This is a genomic window from Pseudomonas sp. Sample_22, from assembly GCF_004307635.1.
Lineage (GTDB): Bacteria > Pseudomonadota > Gammaproteobacteria > Pseudomonadales > Pseudomonadaceae > Aquipseudomonas.
On the sequence record NZ_RCNY01000042.1, the window covers coordinates 1 to 21,518 of the forward strand.

The window sequence follows — 21,518 nt, forward strand, 5'->3', positions numbered from 1 at the left end:
AGCACTCGATTTCACGGGCATTTTATTCTTGTGTGAAACAATACCGGAACAGTTTGGAAGTGTACTGGGACAGTTGTCACAATAGTCGACAGTACAGTGCAGTGTCAGCAAAAACTGTACTGTTTTTGCGGGGTATCTGGCAGGCATAAAAAAACCCGGCGCTGTCTGGCAGGCCGGGCTTTCCAGTAACGCAACCCTTTAGCGGGCGGCGCCGAGCTGGCCCTTTTCGTCGGAGAACACAATTTCCACCCTGCGGTTCTGCGCACGGCCCCTTTCGGAGGCGTTCGCATCTACCGGGTATTCATCGCCATAACCTTCGACTTTGATCCGTTTGTCATCGATGCCCAGGTCCATCAACACATCAGCGACCGATTGCGCACGGTCACGGGACAGCTTGAGGTTTTCCTGTTTGCCGCCGGTACTGTCGGCATAGCCTTCGATGCGTACGACGCGTTTTGGGTTGAGCTGCAGGAACTGCACGATCTTCAACACTACGCGGTTGGCGGAGCTCTTCAGCTCTGCCTGACCGGTATCGAACAGCACATCGCCCAGGGTCATCACCAGGCCACGGTCAGTCTGCGTCGTGGCCAAGGCCACGATCTGCTCTTCAAGCCATTTGCCCTGCTGCTGCACACTGAGCAGCTTGGATTCGCGCAAGGCCAATTGCAGACGCTGACGCTCCAGTTCGAGCTTGGCTGCACGCTCTTCGTTAAGCACCTGATTGGTGTGCTCGCGGGCAATTTCGCTGTAGCGCTGGCTCAGATACGCGTAATGCACCACGTCAGAACCACTGCCCCAGTAAGTGGACAGACGGTCGGCACGTGCCAGGGATTCACCGGCACGAATCACATCCTTGGGCGCGATTCGCAGCACATTGGAGTCTTCCTTGACCTTCTGGAAATCGCTACCGGCCTGCTGCAACGCCGCCTCGCTGTGCTGACCGGCGCAACCGTAGAGGCTCGCGCATCCAGCCAGAATCAAACCACCGAGCACTGTTGACTTGAGGTTCATTGGGCATCTCCCAACTGCTTGCGCAGACGAGTGATGCGGGTGTTGAGTACGTCCAACTGTTCCTCGCTCTTGAGGGTCAAGACCCGAGCCTCAGCCAGACGCGCATCCAGCTCGGCCTGCTCGGCCCGCATCCGCGCATTCTTGTAGGACTGGTCGTCCATGCTGCCCTTGGCTCGCTTGAACTTGTCTTGCGCCAGTTTCATTTCCGGCACGTCGTCGGCCGTTGCGCCCACAGCCTTGGCTTGTTCGAGCGCCTGTTCGGTGAGGCGCATTTGTTCATTCGGCGCCGGATCGGCTGCACAACCCGCCAGAGCCAGAATGGCCAGGGCAGCGAAAAGAGGTCGAATACTCACTAAAAATCCCTACAGTTTTGGGGCGCTGACAGGTTGTTTCTGCCGTTGAGAACGTTGAGCGTTCCAGCGCTCGATATTGCGCAACAGCACAGCCTCCGTCAGCCCGGACGCGGGCAATTCTGTCATCTTTTTGGCCAGCTGTCCGCGCAACCAGGGATCGTTGCATGCCGAGTTATGGGAAACCGCCAGAAACAGCCCGGGTCTGTCGACCGGTTGCGCTCGGCCGATCAGGTCGTTGGCCATGCCCAATGTCTGCGCCATCGCCATGCCGGAGTAACGTCCGGCCAGGACAAATTCCACCTCGCCCAGCAGTAGTTTCTGAAAGGCCTGAGTCAAATTGGCTGTGCGGGTAAGCGTCAATTTCTGCTCGGCAAATGTGCCAAAAGCCTGGGTCAAGCGAGACTTTTCCGACAAAGCGCCAGGATGCCCTTGCAGGTCCTGCACGTCGTTGTAGACCAGTGGCGAATCTTTGCGGGTCCAGACCAGATAATCGTTTTCCAGCAAGGGTGGATGAATGTAATCCAGGGACTCCAGTTCACTGACTGTCAATGGAGCGTCGGCCAGCATATCCATGCGACCACTGCGAACTTCATCCAGCGCCTGTGAACGTTTGCCGGCGTAAAGCACCTCGACCTTGATGCCCAACTCCCCTGCCACTTGCTGCAAAAGATCGACACTTGCGCCGATCAGATGCTTGGGGTTTTCCGGGTCTTGCCACAGATACGGCGGCGCATCGGGGCTACCGGTCACAACCAGGCGCTCGCACTTGCCTGCTGCTACGGACAGCGTGGGCAACAGCGCCAAACCCAGCAAACTCCACGCGAGACGCAGATCCATGGCAATGCACTCCGGTTAAGACCGTTTATATCCTGTAGGAGCGAGCCCGCTCGCGATGGTCTCAAATGCACCGCGTGTATCCAGGATCACCACGTCATCGTTGACGTCCATCGCGACGGTGCGACGATTCGACAGGTTCGCTTCTACAGGGCAAAAATACAAAAAAAAGCCCGACCAAACGGTCGGGCTCTTTATAAGTGAAGCGGCCGGATTAGACCAGCTTCTCCAGCTCAGGGATGGCTTCGAACAAGTCCGCCACCAGACCGTAATCGGCCACCTGGAAGATCGGCGCTTCTTCGTCCTTGTTGATCGCAACGATCACTTTGGAGTCTTTCATGCCGGCCAGGTGCTGGATCGCGCCGGAGATACCGACGGCGATGTACAGCTGTGGCGCAACGATCTTGCCGGTCTGGCCGACCTGCATGTCGTTGGGTACGAAACCTGCGTCGACCGCGGCGCGCGAAGCACCAACGGCAGCGCCCAGCTTGTCGGCCAGGGCGTACAGGTGTTTGAAGTTGTCGCCGTTCTGCATGCCGCGGCCGCCGGAAACGACGATCTTGGCAGCGGTCAGTTCCGGACGATCGGACTTGGCCAGTTCTTCGCCGACGAAGCTGGAGATGCCAGCGTCGTGAGCAGCAGCAACCGCTTCAACGGCAGCCGAACCACCCTCAGCGGCAACCGGGTCGAAACCGGTGGCACGCACGGTGATGACCTTGACCGCAGCGTTCGATTGAACGGTCGCGATGGCGTTACCGGCGTAGATCGGACGCTTGAAGGTGTCAGCGCTTTCTACCGAGATGATCTCGGAGATCTGGTCAACGTCCAGTGCAGCGGCAACGCGCGGCAGGATGTTTTTGCCATTGGAAGTGGCGGCAGCCAGGATGTGGCTGTAGCCCTTGCCCAGTTCAGCAACCAGTGGCGCGACGTTTTCCGGCAGCTGATGCGCGTAAGCAGCGTTGTCAGCGTTCAGGACTTTGCTCACGCCTGCGATTTTCGCAGCGGCTTCAGCCACGGCGCCAGCGCCTTGGCCTGCAACCAGCACGTGGATGTCGCCGCCGATTTTGGCAGCGGCAGCAACGGTGTTCAGCGTGGCCGGGGCCAGCACTTTGTTGTCGTGTTCAGCAATAACCAAGATAGTCATTTAGATTACCTTCGCTTCGTTTTTCAGTTTCTCGACCAGTTCAGCCACCGACTTGACCTTGATACCCGCGCTGCGTGCAGCAGGCGCTTCGACTTTCAGGGTCTTGTTGGTGGAGGCGGTGGAAACGCCCAAAGCGTCCGGAGTCAGCGTCTCGAGAGGCTTCTTCTTGGCTTTCATGATGTTTGGCAGGGACGCGTAGCGCGGCTCGTTCAAACGCAGGTCGGTGGTGACGATCGCTGGCAGTTTCAGGGAAACAGTCTGCGCGCCGCCGTCGATTTCGCGAGTCACGGCAACTGTGTCGCCGCTGATTTCGACTTTCGAAGCGAACGTGCCCTGACCGTAGCCGCTCAATGCAGCGAGCATCTGGCCAGTCTGGTTGTTGTCGCTGTCAATCGCTTGCTTGCCAAGGATCACCAGCTGAGGCTGTTCCTTGTCGACAACCGCTTTCAACAGTTTGGCAACAGCCAGGGAAGTCAGATCTTCGGCGGATTCGACGAGGATGGCACGGTCGGCACCCAGAGCCAGCGCGGTGCGCAGTTGCTCCTGAGCGGTGGACGGGCCGACGGAGACGACGACGATTTCAGTCGCAACACCCTTCTCTTTCAGGCGTACGGCTTCTTCCACGGCGATCTCGCAGAATGGGTTCATCGACATCTTGACGTTGGCAAGATCGACGCCGGAATTGTCCGCCTTGACGCGAACCTTGACGTTGTAATCCACAACGCGTTTGACAGCTACAAGAACCTTCATGGATTCCTCGTTACTCTCCGGTGAAAAGAAAGTCGCCTAGGCGAACCTGGCGGTTGATGCTCATCGGGCGCAAGGGCACCTCCAAAAACGCCGGCAAAAGTGTCAAGTGAGCATCGCTCACGATGTAGATGACCGTTCGTCAGCAGTGACTGACGAGTCATTCAATATCGCGGCGTGTAAACTGCGCGCCAAACCCGCGCGGCGCATCACTTGCCCAGGCCATCGCCCTGTCTTTAGAGGTGCTCTTGAAACCAACATTCAGCCTACGGCGAGCGCAAAACCGCCCGTATCTTGACCGGAACACCTATTCCGGTCAATACGGCAAAATAGCCGTTCATAAGCCGCGTGACTTTGATTTCTCTGGGTTTGAGCCATTTCAAACAAACGTTTGTATTGGACCCTGAGAGTGGTGTAGATATAATGCGCCACCCAAAGAGAAAGGTGGTCACTCGATTGTCCTCTCCCGACGTTACGCCGGGATTCAAGGATGCGACACCTAACCTCCAAAATTAGAAAAAAACTGTTGAGCCTTGAGTAGGAGATAGCCTGTGGAACGCGAATACATGGAATTCGACGTGGTCATCGTCGGTGCCGGCCCCGCTGGTCTTTCCGCCGCCTGCCGCTTGAAGCAGAAGGCTGCGCAAGCCGGTAAGGAAATCAGCGTCTGCGTGGTCGAAAAAGGCTCCGAAGTCGGTGCTCACATTCTCTCCGGTGCCGTGTTTGAACCACGCGCCCTGAACGAACTGTTCCCGGACTGGAAAGAACTCGGCGCGCCGCTGAACACGCCCGTCACCCGCGACGACATCTTCGTTCTCAAGAACGCTGAAAGCGCGCAGAAAATTCCTGACTTCTTTGTGCCCAAGACCATGCACAACGAAGGCAACTACATCATCTCCCTGGGCAACCTGTGCCGCTGGCTGGCCCAGCAGGCCGAGAACCTCGGGGTGGAAATCTACCCGGGCTTCGCCGCTCAGGAAGCATTGTTCGATGAAAACGGCGTGGTTCGCGGGATCATCACCGGTGACCTGGGCGTTGACCGCGAAGGTCAGCCCAAAGAAGGCCTGTACACCCCGGGCATGGAACTGCGTGGCAAATACACGCTGTTCGCCGAAGGCTGCCGTGGCCACATCGGCAAGCAACTGATCAAGCGTTTCAATCTGGACAGCGATGCCGACGCCCAGCACTACGGCATCGGCCTGAAAGAAATCTGGGAAGTCGACCCGGCCAAGCACCAGCCAGGCCTGGTGGTGCACACCGCCGGTTGGCCGATGGACATCATGGGCACCGAAAACACCGGTGGCTCCTTCCTCTATCACCTGGAAAACAACCAGGTGGTCGTTGGCCTGATCGTCGATCTTTCCTACAGCAACACCTTCCTGTCGCCGTTCGACGAGTTCCAGCGCCTCAAGCATCACCCGGTGCTCAAGCAGTACCTGGAAGGCGGCAAGCGCATCAGTTACGGCGCGCGTGCGATCTGCAAGGGCGGCCTGAACTCGCTGCCGAAAATGGTCTTCAAGGGCGGTGCGCTGATCGGTTGCGACCTCGGCACCCTGAACTTCGCCAAGATCAAAGGCAGCCACACGGCGATGAAGTCCGGCATGCTCGCGGCGGAATCCGTGGCGGACGCCCTGTTCGCCGACAAGGACGGCACCGAAGAGCTGACCACTTACGTGGATGCGTTCAAGAACAGCTGGCTGCACGAAGAACTGTTCGCCAGCCGTAACTTCGGCCCGGCGATCCACAAGTTCGGCGCTATTGTCGGCGGTGGTTTCAACTGGCTGGACCAGAACATTTTCGGTGGCAAACTGCCGTTCACCCTGCACGACACCAAGCCGGATTATGCGTGCCTCAAGCTGGCGGCCGACTGCAAGAAGATCGACTACCCGAAACCGGACGGCAAGATCAGCTTCGACAAACTGAGCTCGGTGTTCATCTCTGGCACCAACCATGAAGAAGAACAACCGTGCCACCTGAAGCTGACCGATCCGAGCATCCCGATCAGCAAGAACCTGCCGCTGTACGATGAGCCTGCCCAGCGTTACTGCCCGGCCGGCGTGTACGAAGTGATCACCAAGGAAGACGGCGAGAAGCGCTTCCAGATCAACGCCCAGAACTGCGTTCACTGCAAGACCTGCGACATCAAGGACCCTGCACAGAACATCACCTGGGTGACACCGGAAGGCGCTGGCGGCCCGACTTACCCGAACATGTAAGCCGAACCGCGAACATCAAGGCTCCCGAAACGGGGGCCTTTTTGTTGCCTGCGATCCAGGGCATAACACCACTCCCTGTGGGAGCTGGCTTGCCAGCGATGACGGTTCATCATTCAACATTGCCGTCGACTGACCCACCGCTATCGCGGGCAAGCCCGCTCCTACAGGGGGAATGTGTTTAAACCTTGAGGCCAAGCTCCGCCGACAGCCGCGCTGTAACGCCTTTGATCAGAGGAATCAGCTCGGCCATTTTTTCCAGCGGCATGTAGGGGACGGTGCTGGCAATGCTGATGCCGGCGACGATGCGTTTGCTGGCATCACGAATCGGCGCGGCCACGCAGCGGATCGACGGTTCGTTGTCTTCCAGGTCGAAGGCATAACCACCGGCCACGTACTCGATCATGCGCTGCTGGAACTGCTCCCAGGATTGCTCCGGGTGCTGCGGCCAGAACTGGTTTTTTCCACCCACCGGCAGGCTGACTTCGTACAGGCGCTGCCACTCTTGCGGCGAATCATCGAGCATCAGCGCCTTGCCGATCCCGGTGCGCGCCAACGGCATGCGGTGGCCGACCCGCGAGCGCATTTCCGGGCCGTTGCGCCCCGGATTCTTGTGCAGGTACAACACCTCGTCGCCTTCACGGATCGCCAGGTGAATGGTGTCGCCGGTCAAAGCCGACAACTCATCCAGATACGGCCCGGCCAGGGTCACCAGCGGCAACTCTTCGCGCGCCTGGAATCCCAGCTCGATCAGCTTCGGCCCCAACAGATATCCGACTTGCGGCACCACCCGCAGGTAACGCTCGTCCACCAGGCAACTGGCCAGGCGATGAGTGGTGCTGCGCGTGGTGCCAATCAAGCGGGCGATTTCCTTGAGATCGCGGGCGCCGCTGGCCACGGCCTGGACCACACCCAAACCGCGAAGCAGTGTCTGGGTGCCGGTCGGTGCGGCGTCCTTGGCGATTTTTGGGGCGTCTTCCTGCATATCCAGCCTTTACCGTTGAGCGAGTGAACGGGCGGCATTATGGTCGCCCGGATGGCACGACTACAACTTGATACGCTCGACCTTGCCCACCAGCAAGATGTAGGACAGCGCTCCCATCAATGCCAGTACCGAAATGTAGGTGATCGCCGGAGCAAAGGAATCACCGCTGGCGAGGAAGCCGATCACGATAGGCGTGGCGATGGCCGACAGGTTGCCGATGAAGTTGAACACGCCACCGGTCAATCCCAGCAAGCGGGCCGGCGCCAGCGTCGACACCAGCGACCAGGTGATCGAAGCCAGACCGTTGCCGAAAAAGGCCAATGCCAGGAACGCAATCACCAGCGGCGTCGATTCGACGAAGTTGGCGCCGATGATCGACGTGGAAATCAGCAGGCCACTGATGATTGGCAACTTGCGGGCGAAACCGACGCTGTAGCCACGGCGGATCAAAAAGTCGGAGAAGAAACCGGAACACAACACGCCGACGAACGCCGCCAGAAAAGGCAGCGATGCCAACAGACCGGACTTGATGAAGTCCATGCCGCGATATTTCACCAGGTAGGTCGGGAACCACGTCAGGAAAAACCACAACGTCGAATTGAGGCAGAACTGGCCAAGGTAAATGCCCCAGAGTTTGCGCTTGCTCAAGACAATACCAAGGTCGGCCCAACTGAATTTGGCCTTGACCTTGGCTTGTTCGGCCTGGATATCCACCAGCCCGCCGCCTTCGCGGATCAGATCGATTTCAGCCTGGTTGGCGCCTTTGAAATCCCGTGGTTCGCGATACACCGCGTACCAGATCACCGCCCAGAGAATGCCCACTGCACCTGTGGTGACGAACACCATGTGCCAGCCGAATTCATGCTGGAGCCAGGCCAGCACTGGCGTCAGGAATGCCAGGCCGACAAACTGTCCCGAGGTGTAGAAGCCGATGGCCGTGGCGCGTTCGCGCTCGGGGAACCAGGTGGTGACCACGCGGCTGTTGATCGGATAGGCCGGTGCTTCGAGAGCACCGACGGCCATGCGCAGGACGAACAGCGCAATGAAGCTGCCAGCGAACCCGAGCATCACCGTGGCAATCGACCACAGCAGCAAAGCGGCGGTGTAGAGGATTCGCGGCGGTACCCGGTCCACCAGCCAGCCGCCGGGGATTTGCATGGCGGCGTAGGTCCAGCCGAACGCGGAGAAAATCAGGCCGACGTGAATCGGATCGATGCCCAGGTCGCTGGTCAGCGCCGGAGCGGCAATCGACAGGTTGCTGCGGTCCAGGTAGTTGATCACTACGGTGATGAACAGCAGCACCATGATGAAAAAACGCTTGCGGCTGGGCGCCGCCAACGACGCCTGCCCGGTAAGGGTTTGCGGTTGCATGGGGAGTGCCTCTTTTTATGTTTATTGAGGTCGGCCTGTGGCCTTGCACTGAACCCTGTGGGAGCTGGCTTGCCAGCGATAGCGGTGGATCTGTCACATCACTGTTGAATGTGCGGCCGTCATCGCTGGCAAGCCAGCTCCCACAGGTTTACTGGTGATTCAGGAGGTGATCACCACTCGGCGAAACTGCCATCGGCATGGCGCCAGATCGGGTTGCGCCAGCGGTGACCGACGGCGGCGCGTTCGATCACGTATTCCTCGTTGATCTCGATGCCCAGGCCCGGGCCATTGGGGATCTTCACGAAGCCTTTGTCGTAGTCGAACACCCGTGGGTCTTTGATGTAGTCGAGCAGGTCGTTGCTCTCGTTGTAATGGATGCCCAGGCTTTGTTCCTGGATGAACGCGTTGTAGCAAACAGCGTCCAGTTGCAGGCACGCCGCCAGGGCAATCGGGCCGAGCGGGCAATGCAGCGCCAGCGCCACGTCGTAGGCCTCGGCCATGTTGGCGATCTTGCGGGTTTCGGTGATGCCGCCAGCATGGGATGCATCCGGCTGGATGATGTCAACGTAGCCTTCGCTGAGCACACGCTTGAAATCCCAGCGTGAGAACAGCCGCTCGCCGAGGGCAATCGGCGTGCTGGTCAGCGGTGCCAGTTCCTTCAGCGCTTCGTAGTTTTCGCTGAGCACCGGCTCTTCGATGAACATCAGCTTGTACGGATCAAGCTCCTTCATCAGTACCTTGGCCATCGGCTTGTGCACGCGGCCATGGAAGTCGACGCCGATGCCGACGTTCGGGCCGACCGCGTCACGCACGGCGGCGACATTGGCCAGGGCCAGGTCGACTTTCTCGAAGGTGTCGAGAAATTGCAGCTCTTCGGTGCCGTTCATTTTCACTGCAGTGAAACCACGGCTGACCGCTTCCTTGGCTGCTCGCGCGGTGTCTGCCGGACGGTCACCACCGATCCACGAATACACGCGGATCTTGTCCCGAACCTGGCCACCCAGCAGATCGCTGACCGACACGCCCAGCGCCTTGCCCTTGATGTCCCACAACGCCTGATCGATACCGGCCAGGGCACTCATGTGAATCGCCCCGCCCCGGTAAAAACCGCCGCGATAGAGCACGGTCCAGATGTCTTCGATGTTGCGCGGATCCTTGCCGATCAGGTAATCGGACAATTCTTCAACGGCAGCCGCCACCGTGTGAGCACGACCTTCGACCACGGGCTCGCCCCAGCCGGTCACGCCCTCGTCGGTTTCAACCTTGAGGAAGCACCAGCGCGGTGGAACGATGAAAGTGGTCAGTTTGGTGATTTTCATCTGATTGTCTCTCTTGTTAGATGCAGCGCTCGCAGCGCCAAAAAAGTCTTAGCGAAGGGCTTTCCAGGCAGTGACATAGGCCTTGGCATTGGCCGCCACTTGCTCCGGGGTCATGCCCGGTTTGAACAGGCCCGAACCGAGGCCGAAACCTTTGACGCCCGCGTCGATGAACGCCTGCATGTTGTCCGGGGTAATCCCGCCGACGGGCAACAGGACGGTTCCGGCCGGCAGCACCGCGAGCCAGGCTTTGACGACTGCCGGCCCCATCTGCTCGGCCGGGAACATTTTCAGCACGTCCGCGCCTTCAGCCAGTGCCGCGAACGCTTCGGTCGGTGTAGCGACGCCCGGTGACAGGTACAGCCCGGCTGATTTCGCTGCGCGCAGGACTTTCGGGTCGCTGTGGGGCATGACGATCACCTGCCCGCCCGCCGCTTTCACCTGCTCGACCTGTTCCGCGGTCAGCACTGTCCCCGCACCGATCAGGCAATCGGCGGGCAAGGTATCGCGCAGGATACGGATGCTTTCGTACGGCACAGGAGAGTTGAGCGGGACCTCGATAACCCGGAAACCGGCGGCGTACAGGACTTCCCCGATGGCGGCCGCTTCTTGCGGATGCAGGCCGCGCAGGATCGCGATCAGACCGTTTTGCGCCAGTGCTTGTTTGAGCATGTCAGGACTCCAGTCAGGTTTAACGGATTGGGTTGGGCCGGATCAGGCCGGCGGCCAGCGCCACTTGCCACAACCCGCGTTCGGTGGCCTGCTCGGCCAGGGACACTCGGGCAAAGCCGCAAGCGTCGAGGGCGCGGCTATAACGAGTGCAGAGTTGGGAATTGCCGATGAGGATGATTGATGGCAGATGCACGCTGTTGCGACGACGCCGTTGAGCATTGGCCAGGGCCGACAGCTCATGGCCGATCAACAGGCCGGACAGATAATCCGGTTGCGCTGCAGCGCTCAGCTCGCCGGTCAATCCGAGGCTGCGGGCGCTGAACAAAGTCGACAGCACGCCGATCTCACCGTCCGCCGACAACGCGACCTGCACCCCGCGATCGAACGCAGCGCCATCAAACGCGCCGCCGCGCTGTTGGGTGCGCCCCAGGATGCTGTGTTCGCTGAGTACGGCGAAGACTTCACCGGTCATGAAGGTATCGAAGTGCACGATGCAGCCATCGGTGACTTCCACCCATTTTGAATGGCTGCCTGGCAGGCCGATCAACAGTCCGGCGCCCGCCTCGTCCGCCAGCGTTTGCAGAACACCGAGTACCTGGGTTTCTTCGCCACGCATCACGTTTGGCAGGCGCGAGCGTTGAATCACGCCCGGCACAATATGTACATCGACACCGCGCAGACTGCGCACGGTTTGCAGGGAAGTTCCGAGATTGGCGACATTCGCCGGCGTATCGCAGTAGGCCGCTTCACGCCAGCCCTGGGCGCTGCCGACCATCCCGCAGGCTATCACTGGCAAATCTGGCTGAGCATCGAGCCAGTCGCCGCAAGCCTCGTCAAAAGCCAGTTCAAAACCGTCGGTGCATTCACGACCGTTGATGAGTCGCGGCGCCTTGGGCAACTGCATGATCCCCGACGACAGCGAGCGCTGTTCAAGGACCTGGCCGCCTTCGGCAAGTTTGTAAGCACGTAATGAGGTTGTCCCCCAATCGAGCGCGATCAATTGCGCCAGCATCGCTTCACCTGTTTTGTTTTTTGGCAGTGAGTGAGCGGGACTATAAACCTTGGCACAGGTAAATCTCAATATATAAATATCAATCCCATATATTGGAACAACTCCAAAAAAAAACCATCGCCTGCGACAGCCTCCTGTAGGAGCCAGCCTGCTGGCGATGGTCGTCAACGATAATGGGGGAAACCTGAAACCCTGTGGTGTTTGCGATTTTTTCGCGAGCAGGCTCGCGCCTACAGAGAGCGGTTCAATTACCTTCGGCGAACTCTCTCAACACCTTCCCATCCATCCGATAGCGAACCCATTCCTCCTGCGGCTGCGCACCCAGGGATTTGTAGAAATCGATGGCGGGGGTGTTCCACTCCAGCACGCTCCACTCAAAACGGCCGCAGTCATTGGCACAGGCGATTTTGGCCAGATGGCGCAACAACGTCTTGCCCGCCCCGCCACCACGCTGCTCAGGGGTGATGTAGAGGTCTTCGAGGTACAGGCAGTTGCTGCCCAGCCACGTGGAGTAGCTGAAGAAGAACACCGCGAAGCCGATCGGCAAGCCATCGCGCAGGCAGATCAGACCATGGGCCGTTGCGCCTTCGCTGAACAGACTGCGCTCGATGTCGGCGACGCTGGCGATGACTTCATGGCGGGCACGTTCGTAGTCGGCCAGTTCAGTGATGAACGCGAGAATTTGCGGCGCATCGCTGGGGGTCGCCGGGCGGATTTCGATCGTCATGGACGTGCCTTGTCAAAAGTGGAAAACGCCATACTAAGTCGGTGAGTGATTTGTGGCGAGACATCGCAACCGGGCTGAACCGTTCGTCGTTCATCAGGCACCAATCAGAAACAGGGGCGGACCAACATCAGGTAAGGACTCTAAATCAATGGAGACACCACCATGATCATGTCCAGGCTGCCCGCTCTAGCCTTTGCTGCCCTGCTCTCCCCGTTCGCTGTCGCTGCGACCACCGCGTCCGGCACCGGCCCGACCAATCCGGTCGAACCGCCCAAGGCTCCCGCCATCCAAAGCGCCCCCGGCATGAACACCAACGGTACGGGCGTCGACGACAGCCTGCCGCCGTCCACGGGTACTGACCCACGGACTCAAGGCAACGATATGGGCCGCCAGGGCGGCCTGAACCTGCCGGACACCAAGACACCCGACAACGCCGGCCCCGGCGTTGGCTCGAAAACCACCACCGGTGGCTCAGGCTCCGAAGGTGGAGTGAGCCAGTAAGTTCGCCGCAAGACCTACCCATCGCCATGAAGAGGTAACCATGAACGTCGATAAAAACCTGGAAAAAGAAGTCCTCACCCGCCTGCTGCACGCCCATCCAAGCGGACTGGGCAAGGAGGTCCTGGACAATTACCGGGGGGAGAAAGTCGTGGCCAGCACCCTTGCCGAATTGCAGGACCGCGGCTTGATCCAGCACGGCAATGTGCAGTGCAACGAAGCCGGCGAACACTCGTTGAACCTGCCGATCAAACTCAGCGCCGCTGGCGTTGAGGCCGCACGCAAACTGGATGTCTGAATGACTCCGATCGCCAGCAGCTAGCCTGCTGGCGATCGCGACGGATCAGCCGCCGAAAGTATTACGGATCAACGCATCCACCTCTGTAGACCCGGGCGACGTCGCAGGCCCCCAGCGTGTGACCGCCAATGCCGCCGCCGCATTGGCCCGACGCGCCGCCTCCTGTGCGTCCAACCCCTGGGCCAATCCGGCGATGAACACTCCCGCATGAGCATCACCGGCACCGTTGCTGTCCACGGCCTCGACCTTGAATCCCGGCACATGCCTGTGCTCGGAACCCTGGTTGATCCAGCAGCCATTCGGCCCATCACGCACCACCATCAGCACATCCTGCGGTAGATAGCCGACCAGTCGATCCAGTGCCTGAGCAATATCCGCAGCGCCGGTAATCTTCAGTGCTTCGACGCTGTTGCTGGTCCACACGTCGATGCGCGGCAGCAACGCCTGCATCAGCGGCTCATCAGGTGAATCCACCAGTGGCCCCGGATCGAACACCACGTTGACACCTTTCGGCAGCGCAAGCACCCAGTCCACCAACGGTTGCGCCTTGCCCACATGCAGCAGGCTGTAGCCGCTGACGTAGACAAAATCGCCCGCCTCGGCCGGGACACTGGCCAAATCCTCGGCGCTCAATTCGCCTTCGGCGCCGATGTAGGACACGAAACTACGCTCGGCCGAGGCGTCCGTAATCGCGACGCACAACCCGGTATCACGTTCGGCCGGATCTGTAATGCCGATACGGATGCCTTCCGCGCTCATGGCGTCGCGGGCCAGATCACCGAAACGCCCGGTGCCGTGTCGCCCGAGGTACACCACCGGCAATCCGTTGCGCTGCGCGGCGGCCATTACATTAAACCCGCCGCCGGCTTCGAAACTGGCGGATTGCGCTAATACGTCACCCCCTGCTTGCGGCAATTTATCCACGGCCATCACCAGGTCGATGATGACCTGGCCGGTGTGCAGCATCTTAGGCATGAGCATTCTCGGTAAGCGCGGCGCGACGGTCTTTCGCCCCACCGAGTACAAAATAAATCCCGCCAGCCACGACAAAAGTCACGATCCAGCCGAGGCCGTTGTGCCCCAGCCACGAGTCGGACAGGAAGCCCTTGAACCAGACATTTTCTGCCGTGGTGCCGATGGTGGTGAAGCTGAAACCGAGCACGATGGCGATGGCCCACGCGCTGAATGCGCGCCATTCCACACCGCCGCGATACCAATAGGCGCTGCTCGGGCTGACATCCAGCAAGTCCTTGGGGCTGTAGTAATGCCGATGAATCAGGTCGACCACAAAGATCCCGACCCATGCCGTGATCGGCACCGCCAGCAAAGAAATGAAGGTAATGAACGGGCCGTAGAAACTGTCGGCGATCAGCATGAAGTAAATCGAGCCAGCAAAGATCGCGACGATGTCGACCACCACGGCGTAGACGCGCTTGACCTTGAGCCCGAGCGTCAGCGTGGTCAAACCGGCGGAATACACCGACAGATTGTTCGACAGCAGCAAGCCACCAAACGCAGTGATCAGGTACGGCACGGCCATCCAGGTCGGCAGCATGTCGCGGATCGCGATGATCGGGTCAGTAGCCTGGGCCAGGTCATTGTTGCCCACCGACAACAGGCCGCCGAGGGTGATCAGCAGCACCAGCGGAATCCCCGCACCGAATGCCGCCGAAGCCACCAGGCGTACGGCTTTGACGCTGCGGTGCTGATAGCGCGACATGTCCGCACCGGCATTGGCCCAACCGATCCCGGTGCCGGCCGCCATGGTGCCGATGCCGATGATCATCGCGCTGATCGGCGCAGGCGTAGCGTTGAACACCGCGCTCCAGTCGATGGTGGCGCAGAGGAAGCCGCCGACCAGAATATTCAGCGCGCCGAAGACGTAGGTCGCCCATTTCTGAATGACCAGCAACGTCGCATGACCGAGGCCGGACACCGACAAGGTCAACAAGACGAAAATCGCGATGAACAGCAGCGTCAGCGCAGGCGCACTTTTCGCTTCCACCGGCGAGCCGAACAGGATCGAGCACAGTGAGAGCAGCACGAACGCGGCGGTGGTGGTGTTGACGGTTTCCCAGCCCAGCCGCGACATCAGCGAAACCAGGGTCGGGCCGATATTGCCGCGCACGCCGAAGATCGCTCGCGACAAGGTCAGGCTCGGTGCGCGGCCGCGACGACCGGCGATCGAGATGATGCCGACCACCGCAAATGAACCGGCGGCGCCGAGGATCGCAACGATGATTGCCTGCCAGATCGCCAAACCGCGAAAGGCCACGAGGGTCGCACCCAATGGCAGGCCGAGGATGGAAATGTTGGCGGCAAACCAGACCCAGAACAGTTGCAACGGATGACCATTGCACTCGGATTCCGGCACTGGTTCGATGCCGCGGGTTTCCAGTTGCCCGGCACTTTGCCCGGCGTTTGATGAACTCATGAAAAATGCTCCTGTTGCCATTTTTGTGGTTGTGGGCAAATCGGATATCGACACTACAGCCCTGTGGCGAGGGAGCTTGCTCCCGCTGGGCCGCGAAGCGGCCCCAAACCTGCGACAGTAGTGAAGCAGGCACACCGAGTCGTCAGCGTTTACGACTGCTGCGCAGCCGAGCGGGAGCAAGCTCCCTCGCCACAGAATATTGGCTTGATCCAAAAATCAGCGCAGAACCAGCAGCCCTTGCACCAAAGGCTCAAGCTCCAGATCATTGACGACCTTGACCTTGTCGATCATCTCGACCGGCCAACTCTCAAGGCCCAGGCAGGCCCCAAGCATCGCGCCGAGAATCGCTGCGATGGTGTCGGTGTCACCGCCAAGGCTGGCGGCCATGCACAACGCTTCGAAGGCATTCATTTCGCCGATGGCCACCTGCTGGGCCAGGGCAAACGACACCACCACCGACTCCTGCGAAGCCACCGACGTACCGATCACGTCGTACATCAGATCCGCCAGCAGCGCTTTGTCGCTGTCAACGCTGATGCTCCGCGCCCAACTGATGCGCGAGGCAATGCGTCCGCCGGCGACCCAGTGACCATGGGTTTCTGCTTGCTGGGCGATTTGCTGACCGAGGTTCAATGCTTCGCCCAGGTCCATGCCATTGATCCCGGCGGACACCACCGCCGCCACCGCCGCCGCGCTGGAAATCCCCAGCGTGGTGTTGTGGGTGACCTGGCAGGCCTGCACGACCGCTTCAATGAAACGCTGCGGATCGACAACATCCGCCGAGATCCCGACCGGCGTAATGCGCATCGCCGCGCCATTGGTGGTGCCGTAGCGCCCCGCCTCTTCCGGTGAATGACCCGCGAGGATCATCTCGATGGCGCGCTTGGTCGAAGGACCGAGCAGATCCTGCGAGCCCTTGGCCTGCATCACCGCTTCCCAATCGATCAAGCGCTGGGCAAGCACCGACGGTTCGATGCGACCTTCGCCCTCGATCAGCAACTGGCCGACCAGGATAGCCTGTTCGGTGTCATCGGTGATCGAGCCTTTGGGCATGTTGGCGGCGATCGGTTGATCTGGGCCGGCATCTTCAAGGTCAGTGATTTGGCCAAAACGCGCCTGGATTGCAGCACGACTCAACGATTGCGTCGGCATGCCCAGGGCATCGCCCAAAGCCAGACCGTAGAACGCGCCCAAGGCACGGTTGAGCGCAGTCATTTCGACGTTCCAAATTGCAGGTGCAGACGGAAATGCACAGGGTCGAGCAAACTTTCCACTTGCTCCATGAAGCGGTTCTGTCGGTCGTAAGTTGTACGCAGCGCCTTGAGAAAGACCGTGCCGACCGGGCGCCCCAGCAACTCGGCATCCAGTTCATTCAATGGTTCGGCGCCGATCCATTGATCGCCACGCTCACCGATGTAGCCATAGGCAGCCAGGGTGATGGTCAGGGAATTGTCGATCAGACCGACCCGCGGCAGGCTTTCCAGGCCTCCGGTGGCGGGCATCAGCGAGCGTTCGAGGGAAACCAGCGTACCGTCGTTGGAACGGCGGCGACGGTCGAGCGTGATGAATTGGTCAGTGCCGAACCGCGACAGCAGGTCGGGGCGAGTCACCGCCTCCAGCCGCAGCACCTCGGTATTGACCAGCGCTCCGCTATCGGCCAGGGCTTGGGCCCAGCCGCTGCGCTGGTCGAGGACCACACCGTCAAAGGTGACGATGGAACCCACCCCGCTTTGCGTCGCGATGTAATTGCGCCGTTTCAATTCGGCCAGGGCTTCACGCAAAGTGCCGCGGCTGACTTTGAATTCTTGAGCCAACTGATGCTCGCCCGGCAACTGAAAGCCGTCCTCAAGGAGGCCGCTTTCGATGCGCCGGATGAGTTCGTCGACCACCCGTTGTTTCTTGTCAAATCGAACCTGTCTAATCATGTACAAATTGATAACCGAAACCGGTTCGGGCGGGCAAGGAAAATTTATCGATCCAGACGGAAGGATCACAGAACCGTGGCGAGAGAGCTTGCTCCCGCTCGGCTGCGCAACAGTCGTAAGCCCGGAAAGGTGCGGTCTACCAGACTCACCGCGACAAGCGCTTGTGGGGCCGCTTCGCTGCCCAGCGGGAGCAAGCTCCCTCGCCACAAAAGCTCTCTACTACAAAGGAATCAGCACTGTGATGATCGTTCCCACGCTCTGCGTGGGAACGATCAGCTGAGGGGTTAGCGCTGTTTGAGACGGTCGATCACCACCGCCAGCAACAGGATCGAGCCGCGGATCACGTACTGGTAAAAGGTGTCGATGTTCTTCAGGTTCATCGCGTTCTCGATGATTGCCAGAATCAGCACCCCGGCGATCACGTGCCGGATCATGCCAATCCCGCCACTCAACGAAACCCCACCCAGCACACACGCAGAAATCACCGTCAGCTCGAAACCCTGGCCGATCATCGGCTGACCGGAGGTCATGCGCGAGGCGAGGATTACGCCGGCCAACGCACCGATTACACCGTGCACGGCGAAGATGATGATCTTGGTCCGGTCAACGTTGACCCCGGCCAGCAGCGCCGCTTCCTGGTTCCCGCCGATGGCCATGGTATTGCGGCCATAGGTGGTGTAGTTGAGCAACCAGCCGAAGAACAGGAAGCAGACGATCGTGATCAGGATCGGCACCGGCACGCCGAACAGTTGGCCGTTACCAAAGACGAAGAACGACTCCTGGGAAACGCCCACCGCTTTGCCGTTGGCAAAGATGTACGCCAGGCCGCGGACGATCTGCATCGTTGCAAGCGTGGTGATCAACGCATTGACCCGCAGCTTGGCAATCACGATACCGTTGATCAAGCCCACGATCAGGCCCATCACCAACGCCGCGCCGACGCCCAGCAACACGCTGTCGGTGTCGCGCATAACCACCGCCGCAACCACCCCGGCGCAGGCGATCACCGATCCCACCGACAGGTCGAAGTGCCCGGACGCCAGGCAATACAACATGGTGCACGCCGCGATCCCGGTCGTTGAAATCGCCAGCCCCAACCCGCGCATGTTCAGTGGCGAAAGAAAGTTGTCGATCAGCAAAGTGCAGAGCACGAAGATCCCTACGGCCGCCAGCAGCATCACCCAGTCATCGAGAAAGCGCCGCAAGTCCAGGGGTTTGCGCGCAGTCGGCAGGGTTTCGTTTTGGGTTGTCATCATAGTCACCTCTCAGTTCGCCACGCCGTCAGCGCGTTGGCGCGGCAAAGCCAGTTGCAGCAAGTTGGATTCATTGGCCTGTTCGCGGCTCAGTTCGCCACGCAGCGCGCCTTCGCACAGCACCAGGATGCGGTCGGAAATGCCCATCACTTCCATCAGGTCGCTGGACACCACGATCACCGAAATACCGTCCGCCGCCAGGTTATGGATGATCTGGTAGATCTCGGCCTTGGCGCCGATGTCGATGCCACGGGTCGGCTCGTCGAGCAGCAGGACTTTCATCGGCATCGACAGCCAGCGGCCGAGAATGGCCTTCTGTTGATTGCCGCCGGACAGGTACATGATTTTCTGTGCTGCGCTCGGCGTCTTCACTTTCAGCGCCTTGATCTGCTTGTCGGCATTGCCCTTTTCCCACAGGCCGCGCAACAGGCAACCGAAGGTGGAATGGGCGCCGCGTGCACTGATATTGATGTTCTCGGCAACACTGGAGAGCGGCATGATGCCCTCCTTCTTGCGGTCTTCGGGACACAGCAGAATCCCCGCCGAAATCGCGTCGCGGGGCGAGCGCAGTTTCAGCTCATGACCGCGTAACTCCAGGCGCCCTGCCGTGTTGCGTTCCAGGCCGCTGAGCATCCGGAACAACTCCGTGCGCCCCGCCCCAACCAGGCCGAACAACCCGAGGATCTCGCCTTTGTGCGCTTCGAAGCTCACCGGTTCGCGCAGACCCGGGCCGAGCAGGCCGTCAACCTTCAACGCCACCGCGCCACGCGGGCGCGGGCGATAATCGTAGATGTCTTGGATGTCGCGACCGACCATGCACGTGACCAGGTGATCGTGGGTCAGCTCGCGCATGTCTTCGAAAGTACGCACGTAACGGCCGTCCTTGAACACCGTCACCGCGTTGCAGATACGGAACACTTCTTCCATGCGATGAGAAACGTAAAGCACCACTTTGCCTTCATCGCGCAGGCGGCCGATGATCGCCATCAAGCGATCGATCTCCCGCGCCGACAGGCTGCTGGTGGGTTCGTCAAAAGCTATGACATGGGCGCCACGGGACAGCGCCTTGGCGATTTCCACCAGTTGCCGCTGGCCAAGCGACAACCGCCCGACCTTCTGCTGCGGGTCGATTTCGTCGGCCAGGCCCTTGAGACAGGCCAATGCCTGCTGACGCAACGTGCTGCGATTGATCAGGCCGAAACTGGCCGGCAAATGTCCGAGAAACAGGTTTTCCGCCACGGTCATTTCCGGCACCAGGTGCAGCTCCTGGTGGATCACCGCGACGCCACTGCCGATGCTGTCGGCGGTGGATTTGAATGCCATCGTCTGCTCGCCGATCTGCAGATTGCCGCTGCTGGGGATGTAAGCGCCGCCGAGAATTTTAAGCAGCGTCGACTTGCCGGCGCCGTTCTCGCCCATCAAGGCGTGAACCTGCCCCGGATGAGCGACGAAGTTGATGTTGTCCAGCGCCTTCACCCCGGGAAAGGTCTTGCCGATCCCGTTGAAGCGCAAGCTGCCGCCTGCATTGTGTTGTATTTGTGTTTGCGCGTGCATAGCCCACCTCTTCACACAGAACGGGCGGCCCCGTTGCCGAGGCCGCCGATGAAATCAACCAGCCTTCAATTCCACAGGCCGATCTTTTCCAGTTCCTGCTTGAAGTTGTCGCGGGTGATCAGCGTTACGTCGTCCATCGCCGTGTATTTCGGCGGCTCTTTGCCGGTGGTGACCCACTCGTACATCATGCTGGCGGTGTTGTAGCCTTCGATGTGCGGGCTCGGCAGCATCGAACCGAAGAAGCCGCTGTTGGGCTTTTTCAGTTCGCCGATGGCGTCGGTGCCATTGATGCCGATGCCGATCACGTTCGCTGCGGTAAAGCCGGCGGCTTCCGTGGCACGCACGCCGCCGAGCACGGTGTTGTCGTTCATGCCACCGATGATCAGGTTTTTCGCCGCGCCCGGCAGTTTCACCAGCGCCGAGTTGGTAGCGTCCATGCTGCCCGGTACGTCGAGGGTTTTCAGGGCGGCGAACAGGATATGGTCTTTTGGCATGCCGGCATCTTCCAGCGCCTTGACCGAACCGTCGGTGCGTTTCTTGCCGGTGTCGAGTTCGTTGTAGGTGTTGATCACCGCGTAGGTGTCTTTCCATTCCCAGCCGCGTTTTTTCGCCTCGGTGGCCATGGCGCTGCCCTGCTTCTGGCCAACTTCAAAGGCGGCCATGCCGAGGTACGGCACCTCTTCCATGAACTTGCCGCTGGCATCGACAAAGCGGTCATCCACAGCAATCACTTTCAGGCCGTTGAGCTTGGCCTTGGCCATGATTGCAGGACCGAGTGACACATCCGGCGGGCAGATCACGAAACCCTTGGCGCCGTTGGCCGCCAGGCTGTCGATGGCCGACAGGGTTTTCTCGCCGTCCGGCACGGCGATTTTGATCAGGGTAAAGCCCTTGTCCTTGCCGGCCTTTTCGGCAAACGCCCATTCCGTCTGGAACCAGGGCTCCTCCGCTTGCTTGACCAGAAATCCGATTTTCACCTCTTCAGCCGCCAGCAGCGTGCTGCTCAGGCTGACCGCCGAAACCGCCAGGGCGGCACAGCACAGGGTTCGGATGGCATGACGACGATTCATAAGCTGACTCCTTGTTATTTTTCTTGAGCGTTCTTTGAAAGCCATAAGGCGGTGTAGCCGTACTACTAATAGTCATATCGTATGATGATTGGATTTCAGGC

Annotated in this window: 21 protein-coding genes; 3 read left to right on the forward strand and 18 right to left on the reverse strand. The window is 60.0% G+C overall.

Translation table 11 applies throughout. The annotated features are described in order from the left end of the window. Window positions 1–198: 198 nt before the first annotated feature. The 5 genes from D8U73_RS10530 to D8U73_RS10550 form a co-directional block, all read right to left on the reverse strand. Window positions 199–1,011, reverse strand: coding sequence for an OmpA family protein (locus D8U73_RS10530; RefSeq protein ID WP_130904416.1), 813 nt, complete (start codon window positions 1,009–1,011; stop codon window positions 199–201). Next, entirely contained in the window at window positions 1,008–1,364 is a 357-nt protein-coding gene (locus D8U73_RS10535) for a DUF4398 domain-containing protein (RefSeq protein WP_056856491.1), read from the reverse strand. The genes D8U73_RS10530 and D8U73_RS10535 overlap by 4 nt, the downstream gene beginning before the upstream one ends. Before the next feature lie 9 nt (window positions 1,365–1,373). Continuing rightward, window positions 1,374–2,201: a transporter substrate-binding domain-containing protein gene (locus D8U73_RS10540; protein WP_056856492.1), complete on the reverse strand. Its 828-nt coding sequence runs from the start codon at window positions 2,199–2,201 to the stop codon at window positions 1,374–1,376. A 211-nt stretch (window positions 2,202–2,412) separates the two neighbouring features. Next, window positions 2,413–3,342 carry an FAD-binding protein gene (locus D8U73_RS10545; protein WP_116579999.1) on the reverse strand — a complete coding sequence of 310 codons (930 nt, stop codon included), beginning with the start codon at window positions 3,340–3,342 and terminating at the stop codon, window positions 2,413–2,415. Next, on the reverse strand, window positions 3,343–4,092 hold the full coding sequence (locus D8U73_RS10550; protein WP_130904417.1) for an electron transfer flavoprotein subunit beta/FixA family protein: 750 nt from the start codon (window positions 4,090–4,092) through the stop codon (window positions 3,343–3,345). Between the two features lie 548 nt (window positions 4,093–4,640). Between D8U73_RS10550 and D8U73_RS10555 the strand changes: the two genes are divergently transcribed. Next, on the forward strand, window positions 4,641–6,305 hold the full coding sequence (locus D8U73_RS10555; RefSeq protein WP_056855906.1) for an electron transfer flavoprotein-ubiquinone oxidoreductase: 1,665 nt from the start codon (window positions 4,641–4,643) through the stop codon (window positions 6,303–6,305). A gap of 178 nt (window positions 6,306–6,483) precedes the next feature. Here the strand turns inward: D8U73_RS10555 and D8U73_RS10565 are convergent, their stop codons facing one another. From D8U73_RS10565 to D8U73_RS10590, 6 genes are all read right to left on the reverse strand, one after another. Continuing rightward, a complete protein-coding gene (locus D8U73_RS10565; protein WP_056855907.1) occupies window positions 6,484–7,287 on the reverse strand; it encodes an IclR family transcriptional regulator in 804 nt (267 codons plus the stop codon). A 60-nt stretch (window positions 7,288–7,347) separates the two neighbouring features. Then, complete coding sequence (locus tag D8U73_RS10570) at window positions 7,348–8,658, reverse strand: MFS transporter (protein WP_056855908.1); 1,311 nt, start codon at window positions 8,656–8,658, stop codon at window positions 7,348–7,350. A 170-nt stretch (window positions 8,659–8,828) separates the two neighbouring features. Further along, window positions 8,829–9,977, reverse strand: a complete 1,149-nt coding sequence (gene dgoD, locus D8U73_RS10575; RefSeq protein WP_056855909.1) for a galactonate dehydratase — start codon at window positions 9,975–9,977, stop codon at window positions 8,829–8,831. Between the two features lie 48 nt (window positions 9,978–10,025). Next, window positions 10,026–10,646 (reverse strand): 2-dehydro-3-deoxy-6-phosphogalactonate aldolase, encoded by a 621-nt coding sequence (locus D8U73_RS10580; protein ID WP_056855910.1) that lies wholly within the window; start codon window positions 10,644–10,646, stop codon window positions 10,026–10,028. Window positions 10,647–10,665: 19 nt separating this feature from the next. Continuing rightward, window positions 10,666–11,658 (reverse strand): 2-dehydro-3-deoxygalactonokinase, encoded by a 993-nt coding sequence (locus tag D8U73_RS10585; RefSeq protein WP_056855911.1) that lies wholly within the window; start codon window positions 11,656–11,658, stop codon window positions 10,666–10,668. A 244-nt stretch (window positions 11,659–11,902) separates the two neighbouring features. Next, a complete protein-coding gene (locus D8U73_RS10590; RefSeq protein ID WP_056855912.1) occupies window positions 11,903–12,385 on the reverse strand; it encodes a GNAT family N-acetyltransferase in 483 nt (160 codons plus the stop codon). A gap of 162 nt (window positions 12,386–12,547) precedes the next feature. Between D8U73_RS10590 and D8U73_RS10595 the strand changes: the two genes are divergently transcribed. Together D8U73_RS10595 and D8U73_RS10600 are read left to right on the forward strand one after the other, a co-directional pair. After that, window positions 12,548–12,886, forward strand: a complete 339-nt coding sequence (locus D8U73_RS10595; protein ID WP_130904419.1) for a hypothetical protein — start codon at window positions 12,548–12,550, stop codon at window positions 12,884–12,886. A gap of 40 nt (window positions 12,887–12,926) precedes the next feature. Continuing rightward, window positions 12,927–13,181 carry a hypothetical protein gene (locus D8U73_RS10600; protein ID WP_130904420.1) on the forward strand — a complete coding sequence of 85 codons (255 nt, stop codon included), beginning with the start codon at window positions 12,927–12,929 and terminating at the stop codon, window positions 13,179–13,181. Between the two features lie 45 nt (window positions 13,182–13,226). Here the strand turns inward: D8U73_RS10600 and D8U73_RS10605 are convergent, their stop codons facing one another. From D8U73_RS10605 to D8U73_RS10635, 7 genes are all read right to left on the reverse strand, one after another. After that, window positions 13,227–14,156: a PfkB family carbohydrate kinase gene (locus D8U73_RS10605; RefSeq protein ID WP_056855915.1), complete on the reverse strand. Its 930-nt coding sequence runs from the start codon at window positions 14,154–14,156 to the stop codon at window positions 13,227–13,229. Further along, complete coding sequence (locus D8U73_RS10610) at window positions 14,149–15,615, reverse strand: cytosine permease (RefSeq protein WP_130904421.1); 1,467 nt, start codon at window positions 15,613–15,615, stop codon at window positions 14,149–14,151. Before D8U73_RS10610 ends, D8U73_RS10605 begins: the two co-directional genes overlap by 8 nt. A 216-nt stretch (window positions 15,616–15,831) precedes the next feature. Further along, the gene (locus D8U73_RS10615; RefSeq protein WP_130904422.1) at window positions 15,832–16,830 is read right to left on the reverse strand and encodes an ADP-ribosylglycohydrolase family protein; all 999 of its coding nucleotides are present in this window, start codon (window positions 16,828–16,830) and stop codon (window positions 15,832–15,834) included. Then, the gene (locus tag D8U73_RS10620) at window positions 16,827–17,540 is read right to left on the reverse strand and encodes a GntR family transcriptional regulator (RefSeq protein ID WP_056855918.1); all 714 of its coding nucleotides are present in this window, start codon (window positions 17,538–17,540) and stop codon (window positions 16,827–16,829) included. The genes D8U73_RS10615 and D8U73_RS10620 overlap by 4 nt, the downstream gene beginning before the upstream one ends. Window positions 17,541–17,824: 284 nt before the next feature. Next, window positions 17,825–18,793, reverse strand: a complete 969-nt coding sequence (araH, locus tag D8U73_RS10625) for an L-arabinose ABC transporter permease AraH (protein WP_056856300.1) — start codon at window positions 18,791–18,793, stop codon at window positions 17,825–17,827. A gap of 12 nt (window positions 18,794–18,805) precedes the next feature. Next, window positions 18,806–20,347 carry an L-arabinose ABC transporter ATP-binding protein AraG gene (gene araG / locus D8U73_RS10630; RefSeq protein WP_130904423.1) on the reverse strand — a complete coding sequence of 514 codons (1,542 nt, stop codon included), beginning with the start codon at window positions 20,345–20,347 and terminating at the stop codon, window positions 18,806–18,808. A 65-nt stretch (window positions 20,348–20,412) separates the two neighbouring features. Beyond that, window positions 20,413–21,417 carry a substrate-binding domain-containing protein gene (locus D8U73_RS10635; protein WP_056855921.1) on the reverse strand — a complete coding sequence of 335 codons (1,005 nt, stop codon included), beginning with the start codon at window positions 21,415–21,417 and terminating at the stop codon, window positions 20,413–20,415. Between the last annotated feature and the right edge of the window lie 101 nt (window positions 21,418–21,518).

Excerpts from the sequence above, each read along its gene's own strand:
- D8U73_RS10550 (WP_130904417.1), bottom strand. The coding sequence starts at position 4,092 with ATGAAGGTTCTTGTAGCTGTCAAACGCGTTGTGGATTACAACGTCAAG.
- dgoD (WP_056855909.1), bottom strand. The coding sequence starts at position 9,977 with ATGAAAATCACCAAACTGACCACTTTCATCGTTCCACCGCGCTGGTGC.
- D8U73_RS10540 (WP_056856492.1), bottom strand. The coding sequence starts at position 2,201 with ATGGATCTGCGTCTCGCGTGGAGTTTGCTGGGTTTGGCGCTGTTGCCC.
- D8U73_RS10545 (WP_116579999.1), bottom strand. The coding sequence starts at position 3,342 with ATGACTATCTTGGTTATTGCTGAACACGACAACAAAGTGCTGGCCCCG.
- D8U73_RS10570 (WP_056855908.1), bottom strand. The coding sequence starts at position 8,658 with ATGCAACCGCAAACCCTTACCGGGCAGGCGTCGTTGGCGGCGCCCAGC.
- D8U73_RS10600 (WP_130904420.1), top strand. The coding sequence starts at position 12,927 with ATGAACGTCGATAAAAACCTGGAAAAAGAAGTCCTCACCCGCCTGCTG.
- D8U73_RS10580 (WP_056855910.1), bottom strand. The coding sequence starts at position 10,646 with ATGCTCAAACAAGCACTGGCGCAAAACGGTCTGATCGCGATCCTGCGC.
- D8U73_RS10610 (WP_130904421.1), bottom strand. The coding sequence starts at position 15,615 with ATGAGTTCATCAAACGCCGGGCAAAGTGCCGGGCAACTGGAAACCCGC.
- D8U73_RS10595 (WP_130904419.1), top strand. The coding sequence starts at position 12,548 with ATGATCATGTCCAGGCTGCCCGCTCTAGCCTTTGCTGCCCTGCTCTCC.
- D8U73_RS10585 (WP_056855911.1), bottom strand. The coding sequence starts at position 11,658 with ATGCTGGCGCAATTGATCGCGCTCGATTGGGGGACAACCTCATTACGT.
- araG (WP_130904423.1), bottom strand. The coding sequence starts at position 20,347 with ATGCACGCGCAAACACAAATACAACACAATGCAGGCGGCAGCTTGCGC.
- araH (WP_056856300.1), bottom strand. The coding sequence starts at position 18,793 with ATGACAACCCAAAACGAAACCCTGCCGACTGCGCGCAAACCCCTGGAC.
- D8U73_RS10615 (WP_130904422.1), bottom strand. The coding sequence starts at position 16,830 with ATGACTGCGCTCAACCGTGCCTTGGGCGCGTTCTACGGTCTGGCTTTG.
- D8U73_RS10565 (WP_056855907.1), bottom strand. The coding sequence starts at position 7,287 with ATGCAGGAAGACGCCCCAAAAATCGCCAAGGACGCCGCACCGACCGGC.
- D8U73_RS10620 (WP_056855918.1), bottom strand. The coding sequence starts at position 17,540 with ATGATTAGACAGGTTCGATTTGACAAGAAACAACGGGTGGTCGACGAA.
- D8U73_RS10635 (WP_056855921.1), bottom strand. The coding sequence starts at position 21,417 with ATGAATCGTCGTCATGCCATCCGAACCCTGTGCTGTGCCGCCCTGGCG.
- D8U73_RS10530 (WP_130904416.1), bottom strand. The coding sequence starts at position 1,011 with ATGAACCTCAAGTCAACAGTGCTCGGTGGTTTGATTCTGGCTGGATGC.
- D8U73_RS10590 (WP_056855912.1), bottom strand. The coding sequence starts at position 12,385 with ATGACGATCGAAATCCGCCCGGCGACCCCCAGCGATGCGCCGCAAATT.
- D8U73_RS10605 (WP_056855915.1), bottom strand. The coding sequence starts at position 14,156 with ATGCCTAAGATGCTGCACACCGGCCAGGTCATCATCGACCTGGTGATG.